Origin of the sequence: Flavobacterium sp., from assembly GCF_025352015.1 — a bacterium.
Lineage (GTDB): Bacteria > Bacteroidota > Bacteroidia > Flavobacteriales > Flavobacteriaceae > Flavobacterium.
Genome location: NZ_JANXUG010000088.1, coordinates 42,103 through 59,414, shown reverse-complemented (window position 1 = coordinate 59,414; position 17,312 = coordinate 42,103). Strand labels below are relative to the sequence as shown.

Here is a 17,312-nt window from a genome sequence, read left to right as displayed (position 1 = left end):
TTGGTATTGATTTACCATTTAGCTAACGATTCGTTGAATATATCTTGTGTAATTCTTTCAAAAATATCGTCTAAAGCTTCTGTCAGTTTTGATCCAACTAATTGTGTAGAACCATCATAATCATGAAAGAATGAAAACTTTTTTTCAAAATTATCGGTTTCTTTATTTTTTTTACTAAATCGAACATTCACCGTAATCGACAACCTGCTTTGAGCGGCTTTCTGATCAGCTGTGGCTGTCATTGGAGCTATTCTATAATCCACAATTTCGCCTTCATATAATAAATCACCATTGGAATTTGTTAGATTCAGATTGGTTTGATTTTGTATAAGTTCTTGAAGTTTGATAGTAAAAATTCTGTCTATTCCTGGTTCGATGAGTGCAGAATTATTTTGAAAATAATTAACCTGAAAGGTCTTTGCGTCAATTTTCCCCGTTCCAGTAAAGTTATACACAGAACAACTGTTAACAATAAAGGCTAGAATTAAAAAAGTTAATAATTTAAAAGATTTCATGGTAACAATTAAAGCCGCTAAAGTAATTATTTATTTTCAATTAAGGAAGCGAATCATCAGTAGTATCAAATAGTAAAATGTAAAATTTTTATAAGTCATACTGCTTAATTTTGCGATAGAGTGTTCTTTCAGAGATGCCTAATTCATCGGCAGCGGCTTTTCGTTTGCCTTTATGGCGCAACAATGATTTTTTGATAAGTTCAATCTCTCGTTGTTCTAATTTCAAAGTTTCTTCTTCTTCAATGGTTTCTGCCACTAAGTAATTAGCATCATCATCGTCTTCAAATTCCTCTTGATCTACCTCATTTTGCGGAGCCATGTTGCTTATTCTTCCCTCTTCTCCAAAACTCGAAACACTTTCTTCTTTTTGGTCAAAGACTTTTTGAATCAAATTCTTATTCATTTCCTGCACTTTCGAACTTCCGTTTTGCATCAGTTCAAAGGTTAATTTTTTCAAATCGTGCAAATCATTTTTCATGTCAAATAATACTTTGTATAAAATATCTCTTTCGGTAGAAAAGTCATTTTCCGATTTTTTTCCGCCAATCACCGATGGTAGATTAGTTCCTTCGATAGGAAGATAGGATTGCAAGGTAAGTAATGAAATTTCTCTATTGGTTTCTAAAACCGAAATCTGTTCCGCTACATTTCGCAACTGTCTAATATTGCCACTCCAGCGGTATTTTTGTAAAAAAGAAACGGCACTATCGCTCAATTTTATGGCTGGCATTTTGTATTTGTGAGCAAAATCGGCTGCAAATTTTCTAAATAATAAATGAATGTCCTCTTTCCGGTCACGCAAGGGCGGCAAAGGAATATCAACCGTACTTAAACGGTAGTACAAATCTTCGCGAAATTTTCCTTTTTCGATAGCGTCAAACATGTTGACATTGGTGGCTGCCACAATTCTAACATTCGTTTTTTGAACTTGAGAGGAACCAACTTTGATAAATTCGCCATTTTCCAACACACGCAGCAAACGCACTTGCGTTGTTAAAGGCAATTCGCCTACTTCATCCAGAAAAATTGTTCCGCCATCGGCGACTTCAAAATAACCCTCACGAGCATTATTGGCACCAGTAAAGGAACCTTTTTCATGCCCAAAAAGCTCACTGTCAATAGTTCCTTCTGGAATAGCACCACAGTTTACAGCTATATATTTTCCGTGTTTTCTATGCGAAAGCGAATGTATAATTCTGGGAATACTTTCTTTACCAACACCACTTTCACCCACCACCAACACCGAAATATCGGTAGGAGCTACTTGTATTGCTTTTTCTATGGCACGATTTAGTTTTGGATCATTCCCAATAATCTCAAATCGTTGTTTTATGTTTTGAACTGTTTCCATTTTATTCAATTGATAATTGACAATTAATAATGGATAATTAATTCCTAATTTTTGAAATTATTAATTATCCACTATATATTATTCATTGTTTTAATTCATTTCACTATACCCAACTGCAGTCCCAATCAAAGTGCCGCTGGTGCAACTGGTAATTTTTACATTTACAAAATCCCCAATCTTATAGTGCTCTCTTGGAAACACCACCACAAAGCTTTGTGAATTGCGTCCTGATAAATCATTGTCTGATTTTTTAGAAACTTTTTCTACTAAAACTTCTACGGTTTTGCCAACAAATTCTTTTGTTCTGATACCGCTGTGCATCCGTTGTAAGTCTACTATTTCTTGTAACCTTCGTAATTTGGTTTCTTCGGTTACATCATCTTTCATTTTTCTTCCTGCTAATGTTCCTGGGCGTTCTGAATACGAATACATATATCCAAAACCATATTTCACTGCTTCCATTAAACTTAAAGTGTCTTGATGATCTGTTTCTGTTTCTGTAGGAAAACCGGCAATCATGTCTTGTGTAACGCTAACTTCGGGGATAATTTGATGTATTTTGTTAATCAGATATAAATATTCTGCTCTTGTGTGCAAACGATTCATTTCCTTTAAAATTCTGTCGCTTCCGCTTTGAACAGGCAAGTGAACATGTTTGCACACATTAGGATATTTGGCAATTATATGCAATACTTCTTCATGCATATCCTGCGGATTGGAAGTCGAAAAACGAATCCGCATCTTCGGGAATTGAACCGCCGTCATTTCCAACAATTGGTCAAATCCAACCGCTGAAGCTTGTTGTATTTCAGTAGCCTTTTCAAAATCTTTTTTCAAACCACCACCATACCAAAGATAACTATCTACATTCTGACCCAAAAGCGTTACTTCTTTAAAGCCATTGTTCCATAAATCTTTAATTTCCGAAAGTATGCTTTGCGGTTCACGACTGCGTTCACGTCCGCGGGTAAAAGGCACCACACAAAACGTACACATATTATCGCATCCGCGTGTAATCGATACTAAAGCGGTCACACCATTGCTCATCAGTCGCACGGGGGAAATATCACCATAAGTTTCTTCTTTCGATAAAATTACATTGATGGCATCTCTGCCTTGTTCAACTTCCTGCAATAAGTTGGGTAAATCCTTGTAGGAGTCAGGTCCAACAACCATATCGACAATTTTTTCTTCGTCCAGAAATTTTTCTTTCAACCGTTCCGCCATACAACCCAGAACGCCCACTTTCATATTCGGATTCACTTCTCGTTTTACCGCATTGTATTTTTCCAAGCGCTTTCGCACCGTTTGCTCTGCTTTGTCCCGAATGGAACAGGTATTTACTAAAACCAGATCGGCTTCTTCCAATACAGTTGTTGTATTATATCCTTGGTTGGTTAATATAGAAGCGACTACTTCACTGTCCGAAAAATTCATCGCGCAGCCATAACTTTCTATAAATAGTTTTTTGGTATTTTCTTTTTTAGGCTCCAAAACAAGACTGCTACCTTGCTTTTGCTCATTAATTTCCTTTTCCATTTATGCTGAATTTATTTCAGTATCTTATATAATGTTCTTCATTATCATTTCCGATTCATCGGGGCAACAAAGATAATACTAAATTATAAAATCTGACAGGATGGCAGTAGCGGTTTAATAAAAGTTTTAGAGCGATTGGTAAGAGCATATTTGGAATCCGAGTTCCCGCTTTCCGCGTTACATGGTAACCGCTGCAATCGGGGCTAGTGAGTTGTAGTCTTTTGTATCAGAGTTGGATATTAAAATGAGTCAATCATCGTGAAAAAAATGCAATAAAACGGTTTTTTAAAAAAAACTAGTACTTTTGCCGACATAAACAATCGGAGTATGGCAAAGAATTTAGTTATCGTAGAGTCACCAGCAAAGGCAAAAACCATCGAGAAATTTTTAGGAAGCGATTACCAAGTAGAGTCAAGCTACGGGCACATAGCCGACTTGCCTTCTAAAGAAATAGGAGTAGATGTCTTAAATGGTTTTAAACCCAAATACGAAGTCTCTGCCGATAAAAAAGCTTTGGTTGCCAAACTAAAAGGATTAGCCAAAAATGCCGAAATGGTTTGGTTAGCTTCCGATGAGGATCGCGAAGGAGAAGCTATTTCATGGCATTTATCCGAAGAATTAAAATTAGACAAAAACAAAACCAAAAGAATTGTTTTCCACGAAATCACCAAAAATGCCATCCTAAAAGCTATTGATAATCCTAGAGAAATAGATTATAATTTAGTTAATGCCCAACAAGCACGAAGGGTTTTAGACAGATTGGTTGGATATGAACTTTCTCCTGTTTTATGGAAAAAAGTAAAAGGCGGTTTATCTGCAGGACGTGTGCAATCGGTTTCCGTGCGTTTGATTGTTGAAAGAGAAAGGGAAATACAGGATTTCAAACCAGTTGCTTCTTATTCGGTAACCGCTGAATTTACCAACGAAGCCGGAAAAGTAGTCAAAGCCAAATTGCCAAAAAACTTCGCCACCAAAAAAGAAGCTGAAGATTTTCTTAATTACAACATCGGCTCCAGCTATAAAGTAGCCGATTTAGAAACCAAACCCACCAAGAAATCACCGGCTGCACCATTTACAACGTCAACGTTACAACAGGAAGCGGCTCGTAAATTATATTTACCCGTAGGAATCACGATGCAAATCGCACAGCGTTTATACGAAGCTGGTTTGATTACTTATATGAGAACGGACAGCGTGAATCTTTCAAAAGAAGCAATTGCCGCGGCACAAGCCGAAATCACAAAATCTTACGGAAGTCAATTCTCAAAACCAAGAACTTTTACTTCTAAAAGCAAAGGTGCGCAGGAAGCCCACGAAGCCATTCGCCCAACCGATATGTCGCGTCACACCGTGAATGTAGAAAGAGACCAAGCACGTTTATACGATTTGATTTGGAAAAGAACATTAGCGTCACAAATGAGTGATGCTGAATTGGAAAGAACAAATGTTAAGATTGAAGCTAATAATCACAACCAAATTTTTCAGGCATCAGGCGAAGTAATCAAGTTTGAAGGATTCTTAAAAGTATATCTCGAAGGCAATGACGATGACGATGAAGAACAAGAAGGCATGTTGCCAGCCTTAAAAGTAAATGAAAGACTAGCCAATCAGCAAATAGTAGCCAAAGAACGATTTACCCAAGCACCAAGCCGCTACACCGAAGCCGCATTGGTAAAAAAACTCGAAGAATTAGGCATTGGTAGACCATCAACTTATGCGCCAACTATTTCAACCATTATTGCAAGAACCTATGTTGAAAAAGGAAGCTTTGAAGGCTTAGAACGAAAATATAACCAATTTGTATTAAAAGCTGGTGAAGTTAAAAGCCAAGTTTTAACAGAAATGACAGGTTCGGATAAAGGAAAGTTGGTTCCAACAGATATTGGAACGATTGTAAACGACTTTTTGGTAAAGAACTTTGCAGCGATTTTAGATTATAATTTCACCGCGAAAGTAGAGCAAGATTTTGATGAAATCGCCGAAGGAAATATCGATTGGGCAAAGATGATGCAAGAGTTCTACGATAAATTTCATCCCAATGTAATTCTGGTTCAAGACACCGCCGAAAGAGAAAGCGGCGAAAGAATATTGGGCAAGGACCCAAAAACAGGAAAACAAGTTATAGTTCGGTTAGGAAAATTTGGTCCAATGGCTCAAATTGGAGAGGCCGATGATGAAGAAAAGAAATTTGCTAGTTTACGACCAGAACAAAACATTGGCAATATTACGCTTGAAGAAGCGTTGAATTTATTTTTACTACCCAAAGCTTTAGGAGCTTATAAAGGAGAAGAAGTTGAAGTAAGTTTAGGTCGGTTTGGTCCTTTTATCAGGTTTGGAAAAGTATTCGTGTCTTTACCAAAAGGAGAAGAACCATTAGATGTAGATTTAGAAAGAGCAAAAGTTTTGATTGATGAAAAAGAATCTGCCGATGCTCCGGTTGCAGTTTATAAAGGTGAGGGTGTTCAAAAGGGAACAGGTCGGTTTGGTCCTTTTTTGAAATGGAACGGCATGTTCATTAATGTGAGTACAAAATATAATTTCAATAATTTATCACAGCAAGACATTGAATCAATTATTGAAGATAAATTACAAAAAAATATAGACAAGGTAATTCACAATTGGGAATCAGAGGGAATTTTGGTTCAAAAAGCCCGTTGGGGAAGATCAGAAATTACAAAAGGCAAAATCAAGATTGAATTGAATAAAGATGTTGATGCCTCCAAATTGACTTTGGAAGAAGTGAAAGAGATGATTGCCAAAAAAACACCCGAAAAGAAAACTGCCGCCAAAAAAGCTACCACGAAAAAAGCAGCAACAAAAAAGAAATAAACTATGGAATTTGACTTTCTTTCACCTGTTGATAACGAAATATTGGAATACATAAATAGATTGTCAACACAGCATTTGGGGAGTAAAATCGCTTTTCACACAGATAAAGACTTTCCAGACATTGATAAAGTAAAAATTGCAATCATTGGTGTGTTAGAAAACCGAGGTGCTACAAATTCCGTAAATGAAATCATTAATTTGAACGCAATCCGAAAAGAATTATATGGTTTATTTCCAGGAAATTGGCATAGTTATATTGCAGATTTAGGAGATATTATAGCCGGAAACTCCTTGGAAGATACATTTTTTGCGTTACAGAAAGTAGCATCAAAGCTTATCAAAAAAGGTACTATCCCTATAATTATTGGAGGTTCACAAGATTTGACTTATCCTATTTACAGGGCATATGATGCTCTAGAACAGATGGTTAACTTGGTAGCTATAGATAGTAAATTTGATTTGGGTAAACAAGATGACAGCATTTCAGCCGACTCTTATCTGACTAAAATAATTCTTAATGAACCGAATAATCTTTTTAATTTCAGCAATGTAGGTTTTCAAACCTATTACAATTCACAAGAGGAAATTGATTTAATCGAAAAATTATATTTTGATGCATACAGACTAGGCGAACTGTCCACTAATATTGAGCTTGCAGAACCCGTTTTTCGCGATGCCGATATTGTTAGTATTGATTTAAATAGCGTAAAATCCTCTACTTCAGGAAATCTAACTACTTTCAATCCAAATGGATTTGACGGAAAAGAAATTTGTAGCTTGTCAAGGTATTCAGGCATCAGTGATAAAGTTAGTTCGATAGGGATTTTTAATCATAATAATTCAAAAGAAGAATCGATTTTAATAGCGCAAATAATATGGTACTTCATTGAAGGGGTTAATTTTCGTTCTAATGAGTATCCATTCACAACAAGAGAAAACTTTTTAAAATATATAGTTCCATTAGAAAGTGAAGATTTAGTTTTTTACAAGAGTAACAAAACAGGAAGATGGTGGATAGAAATAAATTTTTTTGCGGGTCAGCACAATAAACTAAAAAAAAACACGTTATTACCATGTTCACATGAAGAATATTTAACTGCGTGTAACCAAGAAATACCTGAAAGATGGTGGAAAGCACAACGAAAAAATAGTGTTTAATACAATTTAAATAAATATTTCATCATTCAATGCTAATAACATAATATATAGATTACAAAAATATATAAAAATAGCATTTTAGCGTATAAAAATGCATTTTATCGATAAAATATTTTTTTAATACTAACATTAATTCTATTTTTGAATTGTCAATTATCATAATCAAATTTTAGACTGATAAATTTAATATTAATTAATTGCTTTTTTGAAAAATAATAAATAGGTTTACGCCTTAAAAATAATATTCAAATAACCCCAAAATATTCATATGAAGAAGTTCATAACATTCGTGTCACTTTTGGCTTTATTAACCTCTTGTGGTGGGTCAAGCGACAAAGGTGAGTTAGTAGGAGTTAAAGGAAAAAAATGGCACCCAGAAAAACCTTTTGGAATGACATTAATTCCAGGCGGTGCTTTCATTATGGGTAAATCCGATGGTGATTTAGCTAATGTTCAAGATGCACCTACGAAAACGGTTACCGTTAGATCATTCTACATGGATGAAACTGAAATCACAAATAGTGAATACCGTCAATTTGTTGAATGGGTAAAAGATTCTACTATAAGAGTTCGTTTAGCTATCCTTGCTGACGAAGTGGGTCAAACGGCTGGTTCTGCAAAAGGAGGTAAAGGCGGTAAAAGTGGAAAAAATGGAGGAAGTATTGGTGATTTTGCTTTCAATGATACCGATCCTGCGAAGATGACTCCCTATGATAAATACATGTATGAAAATTATTATAGCGTAGGAACTGATGACGATCCTTATGCTGGAAGAAGATTAAATAAAAAGATTAAACTTATTAAAGATACCAAGAAGTATCCTGATGAATACTACACAGAAGTAATGGACACTATGTACCTTCCTATGGCTGAATCTTTCAACGGGTTACGAACCATAGATGTTCGTAAATTGAAATTCAGATATTCATGGATGGACATTCAAGCTGCAGCAAAAGCAAAAACCGGCAAAAGAAGTACTTTCATTAAAACAGAACAACAATTGGTGTATCCCGATACAACAGTATGGATCAAAGATTTTGCTTATTCTTACAACGAACCAATGCATAATGATTACTTTTGGCACCAAGCTTATGCCCAGTATCCAGTTGTTGGTGTGAGTTGGAAACAAGCTAAAGCATTTTGTGCATGGAGAACATTAAACAAAAACTCCTACATTAAATCGAAGAAAAAACATCATGATTTGATTAATACTTTTCGTTTACCAATTGAATCAGAATGGGAATATGCGGCAAGAGGAGGAATAGAATCAGGAACTTTTCCTTGGGGTGGTCCTTATGCTAAAAATGACCGTGGTTGTTTTTTAGCTAATTTCAAACCTAACAGAGGCGATTATGCGGCAGACCAAGCTTTATACACCGTTGAAGCAAAGTCCTATCAGCCAAATGGATATAATTTATACAATATGGCAGGTAACGTTTCTGAATGGACAGATTCATCTTATGATGCTGCTGCTTATGAATATGTTTCTTCTATAAATCCTAACGTTTCAGATTTAAAGAACATGAGAAAAGCAGTTCGTGGCGGTTCTTGGAAAGATGTTGCTTACTTCTTACAAGTAGCCACCAGAGACTTCGAATATGCAGACTCCGCTAGAAGTTATATTGGTTTCCGTACCGTTCAGGATTATATGGGAACTAAAGTGACAAAAAACGGCGCACCTAAAAAGTAATTTCAAAACTAACTTAAATACAATTAACTTTAACTAACTAAAATTTTTATTATTATGGCATTATTAAGCAAAAAAGCAATGAATTTCGCCTACGGTATGGGCGCAGCAGTCGTGATTATTGGAGCATTATTTAAAATTACTCACATAGAATTCGGATTTATTACAGGTAATTTAATGTTGACTATAGGTCTTGTAACAGAAGCATTAATTTTTGGTTTATCTGCTTTTGAACCAGTTGATAATGAATTAGACTGGTCTTTGGTTTATCCTGAATTAGCAGGTGGTGAAGCAAAAGCCAGAAAAGTAAAAACAGAAGATGGAACAGATGCGCAAGGGTTATTGTCTAAAAAATTAGACGCTATGTTGAAAGAGGCTAAAGTGGACAGTGCATTAATGGAAAGTTTAGGAAACAGTATCAAGAATTTTGAAGGAGCTGCAAAAGCCATATCCCCTACAGTTGACTCTGTTGCTTCGACAAAAAAATATGCTGAAGAAATGACCAAAGCTGCTACTCAATTAGAAGCTTTAAACGGTTTGTATAATGTACAATTACAAAGTGCCGAAAGAAATGCGAAAATCAATGATGAAGTTGCCGAAAACAATTTAAAATTAAAAGATCAAATGAAAAGTTTGACTTCTAACCTTTCTACATTGAATAATGTATATGGTGGAATGCTTTCTGCAATGAGTAACAAAGGATAATTAGTTTTATAACTATATATTTTAAACAAAATAATAATTCAAACTAATTAGAAAAAATGGCAGGAGGAAAATTAACCCCTAGACAGAAGATGATTAACCTAATGTATTTGGTTTTCATCGCAATGTTGGCATTAAATATGTCCAAAGAAGTATTATCTGCTTTTGGAATTTTAAATAATAAAATTGAAAGCTCAAATTCGATTACAGATGCAAGAAATGAAAGTTCTTTTGCACAACTTCAACAAAAAGCTAAAGACCAACCATTACAATATGGGGATAAAAAATCAAAAGTTGATAAAATAAGAGCCGTGGCTAAAGAATTTTCAAGTTATGTAGAAAGTATTAAAAGTGAAATAACAAAACCGTTTCCTAAAGACAAAGAAGGAAATTATCCTTGTGAGCAAATGGATAAAAGTGATGCTATTGATAACATGTTCTACAAAGGAGATAAAGAGTCAACAAAAGGTAAGGAATTTTTAGAAAAAATTAAAGGATTTGCCGGAAAAATTAAGGCAATAGGAGGAAGTTCAATTGCAGATGTTGAAATGAAAAAAATTGAAAAAAGATTTGCCACAGCAGATGTTTATTCAGAAAAAGCAGAAGCAAAATTACCATGGTTAGATTATAATTACCATCACTTTCCTTTGATTGCATCGGTTACAAAGTTGACACAATTACAAGCTGACATAAAAACAACCGAAAGTGACGTAATGGAAGGAATGTTTAAATCTGACCTTGTTGCTGCGGCATCATTAACTGCCTATCAGCCAATTGTGGTTCCCGAAAAAACTGCCTTTTTTCAAGGTGAAGCAGTTAAAGGTAAAATTATACTCGGTAAATTTGACCCAAATTTAGTTGCCAAATCGGTAATTGTAAATGGTTCAAGTGTTGTTGCTAAAGCAGGACAAGCTGATTTTTCATTTGGAGCGGGTGCAGTTGGAGAACATGAAATTACAGGTTCTTTTAACTTTGATGAAAACGGAAAAGTGGTTAGCTTACCAATAAAAGGTAACTATGTTGTGGTTCCACAACCTAAATCAGCTAATATTTCTGCAGATAAAATGAATGTGGTTTATAGAGGTTTGCCGAACCCAATGACTATCTCATTTGCGGGAATCTCTGATGATAAGGTCTCAGCTTCGGCTCCAGGTTTAGCGAAAGCTGCTGGAAATGCTGGAAAATATAATCTAAATCCTCCCTCTGGGACTGAAGTAAAAGTTAGTGTTACGGCAAAATTACCTGATGGTAAACCCGTTACAGACAGTAAAATATTTAGAATAAAAAATATTCCTGCTCCAGCGGGTGCTATTGGCGGAAACGTAGGTCTTCAAAAAGGAGCAAAGTCTCGTTTAGAAGTTTCTCAAATATCTGCAGTCTTACAGGATTTCCTTTATGATTTAACTTTTCAGGTAACGCGTTTTAGTTTCAAAGTTCCCGGACAAGCTGCTATCATTGTTAGTGGAGATAGAGTTAATGCACAATGTAAATCAGCTTTGGCTAGAGCATCCAAAGGAGATCAAATAACAATTTTTGACATCAAAACCAAAATTGTTGGTACTAGTGCTGCTATTGTGCCTAAAGATGCAGCACCAGTATTATATGAAATTCAATAATAATTTAAGTTGATAGAAAACCTACTCAAATAACTTATATCGTAAATTATGAAAATTAGAAATATTTTATCAGTAGCTTTTGTGGTAGCATGGAGTACTTTTACTTTTGCTCAATCAAATTTGTTGAATGCCAAAACTCCCGAGGAGATTGGTAAAAAAACACCTGCGCAATTAATCTCCGATAATGATAAACCATTACCTTATGGTTATGTTCATGACAGAGATGTATTGATGGGAAAAACAATTTGGGAGTTTATTGATATTGATGAAAGAATTAATTTTCCGCTATATTATCCTATAGACACTGCCTTTGTAGGTAAAGAAAGAAGGTCTTTATTTGACGTTCTTGTAAAAAATATTAAAAGTGGTAAAATTACCGAAGTTTATGCTGATGATTATTTCAATACCAAAAGAACCTTCAAGGATATGGAATCTTCGTTTACTTATATTGATACTACCAATGTTGGTAAGGACGAAATCAACAATTATTTTGATGATTATAAATCAGGAAGAAAAGTATTAGATAAACAATTTATTAATAAGAAAGAGCTAGATGCTAGTTATATTTCGGGTTATAAGATAAAAGGGTTTTGGTATTTTGACAAACGACAAGGTGAATTGAAGTACCGATTATTGGCGCTTTGTCCCGTAACTCCCGAAGCTCGTGATGCTGGTAATGATAAAGCGGATGTTATAGATTTGTTTTGGGTTTATTTCCCTCCAATTCGAGACATATTGCATGAAGCTAAAGCGTTTAACGACAAAAATTCTGCTATGCCAATTACTTTTGATCACTTACTTAATTCGCGTAGGTTTAACGCTGAAATTTATAAGGAAGAAAATGTATATGGTGATAGACAAATAGAGCAATACATGAAAGACAATGCGCAATCGCAATTGTTAGAATCAGAACGTATCAAAGAAAAAATTCGAGATTTCGAATCAGATATGTGGAATTATTAAAACAGTTTTTTTAAAGTTACATTCAACTCCTGCCTTTATGGTGGGAGTTTTTTTTAGTAATACATAATGGTAGATTATATTATTGTAGGTTCTGGGCTGGCAGGCATTGCTTTTGCTGAAACACTTTTGCAAAACAATAAATGCTTTATGATTTTTGAAAATCAGTCGCAAAATTCTTCTAGGATTGCTGCGGGACTTTACAATCCAGTAATATTAAAACGTTTTAGTCAAGTTTGGAATGCCAATCAACAACTACAAATTGCTATAGAATTTTATAAAAACATCGAAGCCAAACTGCATTTAAAGGTAGATTTTGAAATGCCCATTTATAGAAAGTTCTTTTCGATAGAAGAACAAAATAATTGGTTCACGGCTTCGGATAAACCTAATTTAGCTCCTTTTCTTTCTACTCGTGTTATTCATAAAAAATATACTGCTATTGATGCTCCCTTTGGATACGGAGAAGTGTATAAAACGGGTTTCGTTACCACCGATGTTTTGCTTACAAGTTATCACGAATATCTAAAAAATTTAAATATGTTTAATGAAAATTCTTTTCACTATCAGCAGTTGCACATTTATGATGATCATGTAACGTATCAAAAACTAAAAGCCACCCATATTGTTTTTGCTGAAGGTTTTGGAATGCATGCCAATCCCTTTTTTAACTATTTACCGCTTGATGGTACAAAAGGGGAACTTCTAATTATTAGCGCACCTGATTTGGATATTGATGTTATTGTGAATACCAGTGTTTATATGCTGCCGCTGGGCAATCATCTTTTTAAAGTGGGTGCCACCTATAACTGGGTTGATAAAACCGATGTTCTTACCCAAGAAGGGAAACAGGAACTTATCAGCAAAATCAAAGAAATTATAACGTGTGATTTTGAAATTGTAGCTCATTTTGCCGGAATTCGTCCCACAGTACGCGACCGGAAACCACTTGTGGGCACTCATTCTTTGCATAAAAATTTGCATATTCTGAACGGACTTGGTACACGTGGAGTGATGCTGGCACCAAGTATGGCCCAAGATTTATACCGCCATATTCATATGGGAATTCCTCTTGACAGCACTATTGATATTAAGCGTTATGCTGTTAAGTACTAACTTTTTGGGTTGCTCCCTATGATTTTTTGGTTATCATTAAAAATAATCTCGCAACTTGGTTTGCGAGTCACTGTTTAGATTGTTGCTTGCTATTTATTGAGTGTTGGGTTTTATCAGACGGCAGAAGTAGAGCATCAGACGGCAGAAGTAGAGTATCAGACGGCAGAAGTAGAGCATCAGACGTTAAAAGTAGAGCATCAGACGTTAAAAGTGAAGCATCAGACGTTAAAAGTGAAGCATCAGACGGCAGAAGTAGAGCATCAGACGGTGTATGCTCCTCGACTGGGCTTGGAGTGACAAAGAGGGTGTAGATTTTTGGGTTATACCGACTTTACAGTTATTTATTTCACAAAAGACACTGCCTAATTAGCCCCGATGGGAGCTGGCTGCCGTGCAGCGCGGTCAGCGGGAATAGGGATTACTGAAAACACCCAAGCCTATCGCTACTTATTCTTTCCCAGCTGTTTGATCATAACTCACAAACATATTAATATAAATATTGCGTGATAGCCTTGCAGTGACTGGCATTAAAACAATTAAACTGACAATGATGGCAATGAAGGAAGTTTCTATATTTAGTCCTAGCAGTATTTTGGTTATAATAAATGAAGCTACACCTATTGCGACCGTGAGACCATAATTTACATACATGGCGCCGTAAAAAAAGGAAGGTTCTATTTGATAGTGCAAGTGGCAGTGGTTACAGTGGTTGTGCATTTTGTAAATAGTGTTGAGATTATAAGGATTTTGGTTTACATACATGCTTTCTTCTTGGCATCTTGGACAAGTTCCTGTTAAAATGCTATTTAGTTTGGATCCTTTTTTTAACATTTGCAAAAATTTTAATTTCGTTCAGTTTGGTCTCACGACTTTCGGTCTACAAAGATAATTCTAAAGGAAGTTTTTAGTAGTAATTTGAAATTCTTTTTATGTTAAACATTCACAATTTATCGGTTTCGTTTGGTGGTACGTATCTTTTTGAAGAGGTAACTTTTCGATTAGGTTATGGGGATAGAGTAGGACTTGTTGGGAAAAACGGTGCTGGAAAATCGACGATGCTTAAGATATTAGCAGGCGATTTTAAACCCGATAGCGGACAGATAGCTACTGAAAAGGAAGTTAGAATTGGTTTTTTGCGTCAGGATATAGATTTTGTAAAAGGTAGAACAGTTCTGGATGAAGCCTATCAAGCCTTTGAGGAAATTAAAAAAGCCGAGCTTAAAATTGATGAAATCAATCACCAATTGGTTATCAGAACCGATTATGAAAGTCAGAGTTATTCTGATTTGATTGAGCAGTTGAGTGATGTTACACATCATTTTGAAATATTGGGAGGTTATAATTATGTGGGAGATACCGAAAAGATTCTTTTAGGATTGGGTTTTAAAAGAGAGGATTTTGAAAACCAAACCGATACTTTTTCGGGTGGATGGCGTATGCGGATTGAGTTGGCTAAATTATTATTGCAATCGAATGATATTTTGCTTTTGGATGAGCCTACGAACCATTTAGATATTGAAAGTATCATTTGGTTAGAAGGGTTTTTGAGAAATTTTCCTGGCGTGGTGGTGATTGTCTCGCATGATAAAATGTTTTTAGATAATGTGACTAATAGAACTATTGAAATATCATTGGGGAAAGCGTATGATTTTAACAAACCCTATTCGCAATACTTGGTTTTACGTGAGGAAATCAGAGAAAAACAATTGGCTACCCAAAAAAATCAAGCCAAGAAAATTGAAGAAACCGAGAAGTTAATTGAAAAGTTTAGGGCCAAAGCTTCGAAAGCCTCGATGGCACAATCGCTTATTAAAAAATTAGATAAAGTAGAACGCATTGAAGTAGATGAAGACGATAATTCGGTGATGAACATTTCGTTTCCAGTTTCGCAAACCCCAGGGAGAGTAGTTATTGAAGCCGACCATGTGACAAAAGCCTACGGCGAAAAAGTGATTCTAAAAGATATTTCCCTACTAGTAGAGCGCGGTAGTAAGATTGCTTTTGTGGGTCAAAACGGTCAAGGAAAATCAACCTTAATTAAAGCAATAGTGAACGAGTTCAAGTTTCAGGGTGCTATAAAACTGGGTCACAATGTGCAGTTGGGTTATTTTGCTCAAAACCAAGCCGAATATTTAGACGGAGAAATCACTTTATTAGAAACCATGACCAATGCCGCTACTGACGGTAATCGTTCAAGAGTTCGCGATATGTTGGGTTCCTTTTTATTTCGTGGTGACGATGTAGAGAAGAAAGTAAAAGTGCTTTCGGGAGGTGAACGAAACCGATTGGCATTGTGCAAGTTGTTATTGCAACCCATCAATGTGTTACTGATGGATGAACCTACAAATCATTTAGATATTAAATCAAAAAATGTATTGAAAGCTGCTTTGAAAAAATATGAAGGCACGTTACTTTTGGTATCACACGATAGAGATTTTTTGCAGGGGATGTCGAACATTGTTTATGAATTTAAAGATCAAAATATTAAAGAATATTTGGGGGATATCAACTACTTTTTAGAACAAAGAAACGCGGTAAATATGCGTGAAATAGAGAAAAAAGATGTTGTGCTTGAAACAAAATCAACTACCAAAAACATCTCTTATGAGGATCAAAAGAAAAGCAAATCGTTACAAAACCGTTTGAGCAAAATAGAAAGCCAAATCAAGCAATTGGAAATTGATATTCAAAACGATGATAAAGCTTTATCTTCTAATTATAATAAGCATGTCGAAGACGCTACTTTTTTTATGGCTTATAACAAGAAAAAAGCCGAATTAGATAAATTGCTTGATGATTGGGAAATTGTTCAGGGTGAGATAGATTTTAAGTAATCAAACCAATTTTTTTGGAGTGTGCTATTGCTTCTGAACTTTCTTTAAAATAACACACTTCTACATGCAAGCTTTCTAGATTTTTTAGTAATAATATCGTTCTTTCTTTTTTAGAATTTCCGGTTTGTCGTATGTAAACCGCTTTTACATTTACAGGAAAAATTTTGCAGATATTCTCATATAAATATGGGTCATTTTGCGAATCATCACCTAACAGCGTGTATTGCAAATTTGGATAAAATTCTAAAATGTGCTTAATCTTTTCAAATTTATGATTGTGATCTCCACGACCGGTAATAAATAAATCGGTTAAGCTGGTTTTAATGTCTTTCAACAGCAAAACGGCTTTGGGTAATTTATTAATTTCGGCAAATTGAGTAATAAAACGATACAAATTCCATTCGCTGCTCGACACATAAAAGAATACATTTTGTTCGGTTACATTGTTTTTGCCTGCGGTACTCAACGCTTGATAATGCGCTACAACGTCGCGATAAACACGTCGATCATAAACGTTTTTGAACAATAAAATAGACATTTTCTTAAAAGGATTTCTAGTATGCGAAACTAAAAAAGTGTCGTCAATGTCTGATATGAATCCAAAATTTCCTTCATGAGGTTTAATAAAACTTCCAACGGCTTTAATTTCTTCATTTTTATAAAAAATACTTACGGTATAATTTATCCAACCATAAATTGATTTTTCAGTCAGCGGAATACAAAATTTAAAATAACCGTCGTCTAACGTTTTCGTGTGGATTTGTGCATTATTGTGTTCTAAATAAACATCTGTATTGCCCAGAGTTGCAATACGAAACGATCTAATTACAGAAGTTGCATTTTTAAAATTCTTCTTTTGAAAATCGTAATCTTCCTTCGAGTTAGATTTAAAAACGTGCCCCATCACAATTAATTCTTGGTCGTTAGCATATCCACGATATAATTTTAAAAAGGGCTTCACTTAATTTTATACATTTGAGTTTAGCTGAACAAAGTACAAATAAT

14 protein-coding genes are annotated in these 17,312 nt (G+C 35.0%); 9 read left to right on the top strand and 5 right to left on the bottom strand.

The features are described 5' to 3' along the window. Window positions 1–11: 11 nt before the first annotated feature. The 3 genes from Q0Q96_RS08915 to miaB form a co-directional block, all read right to left on the bottom strand. Window positions 12–515: an LptE family protein gene (locus tag Q0Q96_RS08915; protein ID WP_293873904.1), complete on the bottom strand. Its 504-nt coding sequence runs from the start codon at window positions 513–515 to the stop codon at window positions 12–14. Between the two features lie 88 nt (window positions 516–603). After that, complete coding sequence (locus Q0Q96_RS08910; protein ID WP_293873902.1) at window positions 604–1,866, bottom strand: sigma-54 dependent transcriptional regulator; 1,263 nt, start codon at window positions 1,864–1,866, stop codon at window positions 604–606. Between the two features lie 90 nt (window positions 1,867–1,956). Further along, window positions 1,957–3,405, bottom strand: coding sequence for a tRNA (N6-isopentenyl adenosine(37)-C2)-methylthiotransferase MiaB (miaB, locus tag Q0Q96_RS08905; RefSeq protein ID WP_293873899.1), 1,449 nt, complete (start codon window positions 3,403–3,405; stop codon window positions 1,957–1,959). 327 nt (window positions 3,406–3,732) lie between these two features. Here miaB and topA point away from each other — a divergent pair, with 327 nt between their 5' ends. The 8 genes from topA to Q0Q96_RS08865 all read left to right on the top strand — a co-directional run bounded on the left by topA (window position 3,733) and on the right by Q0Q96_RS08865 (window position 13,784). Beyond that, the gene (gene topA, locus Q0Q96_RS08900; protein WP_293873896.1) at window positions 3,733–6,234 is read left to right on the top strand and encodes a type I DNA topoisomerase; all 2,502 of its coding nucleotides are present in this window, start codon (window positions 3,733–3,735) and stop codon (window positions 6,232–6,234) included. A gap of 3 nt (window positions 6,235–6,237) precedes the next feature. After that, window positions 6,238–7,392: a formimidoylglutamase gene (locus Q0Q96_RS08895; RefSeq protein ID WP_293873894.1), complete on the top strand. Its 1,155-nt coding sequence runs from the start codon at window positions 6,238–6,240 to the stop codon at window positions 7,390–7,392. Between the two features lie 268 nt (window positions 7,393–7,660). Further along, a complete protein-coding gene (gene gldK / locus Q0Q96_RS08890; RefSeq protein ID WP_293873892.1) occupies window positions 7,661–9,082 on the top strand; it encodes a gliding motility lipoprotein GldK in 1,422 nt (473 codons plus the stop codon). Window positions 9,083–9,136: 54 nt separating this feature from the next. After that, window positions 9,137–9,784, top strand: coding sequence for a gliding motility protein GldL (gene gldL / locus Q0Q96_RS08885; RefSeq protein WP_293873890.1), 648 nt, complete (start codon window positions 9,137–9,139; stop codon window positions 9,782–9,784). Between the two features lie 56 nt (window positions 9,785–9,840). After that, a complete protein-coding gene (gldM, locus tag Q0Q96_RS08880) occupies window positions 9,841–11,397 on the top strand; it encodes a gliding motility protein GldM (RefSeq protein WP_293873887.1) in 1,557 nt (518 codons plus the stop codon). A 48-nt stretch (window positions 11,398–11,445) separates the two neighbouring features. Next, entirely contained in the window at window positions 11,446–12,360 is a 915-nt protein-coding gene (gene gldN, locus Q0Q96_RS08875; RefSeq protein WP_293873884.1) for a gliding motility protein GldN, read from the top strand. A 66-nt stretch (window positions 12,361–12,426) separates the two neighbouring features. Then, a complete protein-coding gene (locus Q0Q96_RS08870; RefSeq protein WP_293873882.1) occupies window positions 12,427–13,473 on the top strand; it encodes an FAD-dependent oxidoreductase in 1,047 nt (348 codons plus the stop codon). A 26-nt stretch (window positions 13,474–13,499) separates the two neighbouring features. Further along, the gene (locus Q0Q96_RS08865; RefSeq protein WP_293873880.1) at window positions 13,500–13,784 is read left to right on the top strand and encodes a hypothetical protein; all 285 of its coding nucleotides are present in this window, start codon (window positions 13,500–13,502) and stop codon (window positions 13,782–13,784) included. Between the two features lie 136 nt (window positions 13,785–13,920). Here the strand turns inward: Q0Q96_RS08865 and Q0Q96_RS08860 are convergent, their stop codons facing one another. Further along, window positions 13,921–14,304: a DUF983 domain-containing protein gene (locus tag Q0Q96_RS08860; protein WP_293873878.1), complete on the bottom strand. Its 384-nt coding sequence runs from the start codon at window positions 14,302–14,304 to the stop codon at window positions 13,921–13,923. A 98-nt stretch (window positions 14,305–14,402) separates the two neighbouring features. Here Q0Q96_RS08860 and Q0Q96_RS08855 point away from each other — a divergent pair, with 98 nt between their 5' ends. Continuing rightward, window positions 14,403–16,307 (top strand): ABC-F family ATP-binding cassette domain-containing protein, encoded by a 1,905-nt coding sequence (locus Q0Q96_RS08855; RefSeq protein ID WP_293873875.1) that lies wholly within the window; start codon window positions 14,403–14,405, stop codon window positions 16,305–16,307. Here the strand turns inward: Q0Q96_RS08855 and Q0Q96_RS08850 are convergent. Beyond that, window positions 16,300–17,268, bottom strand: coding sequence for an App1 family protein (locus tag Q0Q96_RS08850; RefSeq protein ID WP_293873873.1), 969 nt, complete (start codon window positions 17,266–17,268; stop codon window positions 16,300–16,302). The genes Q0Q96_RS08855 and Q0Q96_RS08850 overlap by 8 nt on opposite strands. Window positions 17,269–17,312 lie beyond the last annotated feature (44 nt).

Bases quoted from the DNA above. Each gene is read 5' to 3' on its own strand.
- Q0Q96_RS08915 (WP_293873904.1), bottom strand. From the start codon at position 515: ATGAAATCTTTTAAATTATTAACTTTTTTAATTCTAGCCTTTATTGTT.
- Q0Q96_RS08910 (WP_293873902.1), bottom strand. From the start codon at position 1,866: ATGGAAACAGTTCAAAACATAAAACAACGATTTGAGATTATTGGGAAT.
- miaB (WP_293873899.1), bottom strand. From the start codon at position 3,405: ATGGAAAAGGAAATTAATGAGCAAAAGCAAGGTAGCAGTCTTGTTTTG.
- topA (WP_293873896.1), top strand. From the start codon at position 3,733: ATGGCAAAGAATTTAGTTATCGTAGAGTCACCAGCAAAGGCAAAAACC.
- Q0Q96_RS08895 (WP_293873894.1), top strand. From the start codon at position 6,238: ATGGAATTTGACTTTCTTTCACCTGTTGATAACGAAATATTGGAATAC.
- gldK (WP_293873892.1), top strand. From the start codon at position 7,661: ATGAAGAAGTTCATAACATTCGTGTCACTTTTGGCTTTATTAACCTCT.
- gldL (WP_293873890.1), top strand. From the start codon at position 9,137: ATGGCATTATTAAGCAAAAAAGCAATGAATTTCGCCTACGGTATGGGC.
- gldM (WP_293873887.1), top strand. From the start codon at position 9,841: ATGGCAGGAGGAAAATTAACCCCTAGACAGAAGATGATTAACCTAATG.
- gldN (WP_293873884.1), top strand. From the start codon at position 11,446: ATGAAAATTAGAAATATTTTATCAGTAGCTTTTGTGGTAGCATGGAGT.
- Q0Q96_RS08870 (WP_293873882.1), top strand. From the start codon at position 12,427: ATGGTAGATTATATTATTGTAGGTTCTGGGCTGGCAGGCATTGCTTTT.
- Q0Q96_RS08860 (WP_293873878.1), bottom strand. From the start codon at position 14,304: ATGTTAAAAAAAGGATCCAAACTAAATAGCATTTTAACAGGAACTTGT.
- Q0Q96_RS08855 (WP_293873875.1), top strand. From the start codon at position 14,403: ATGTTAAACATTCACAATTTATCGGTTTCGTTTGGTGGTACGTATCTT.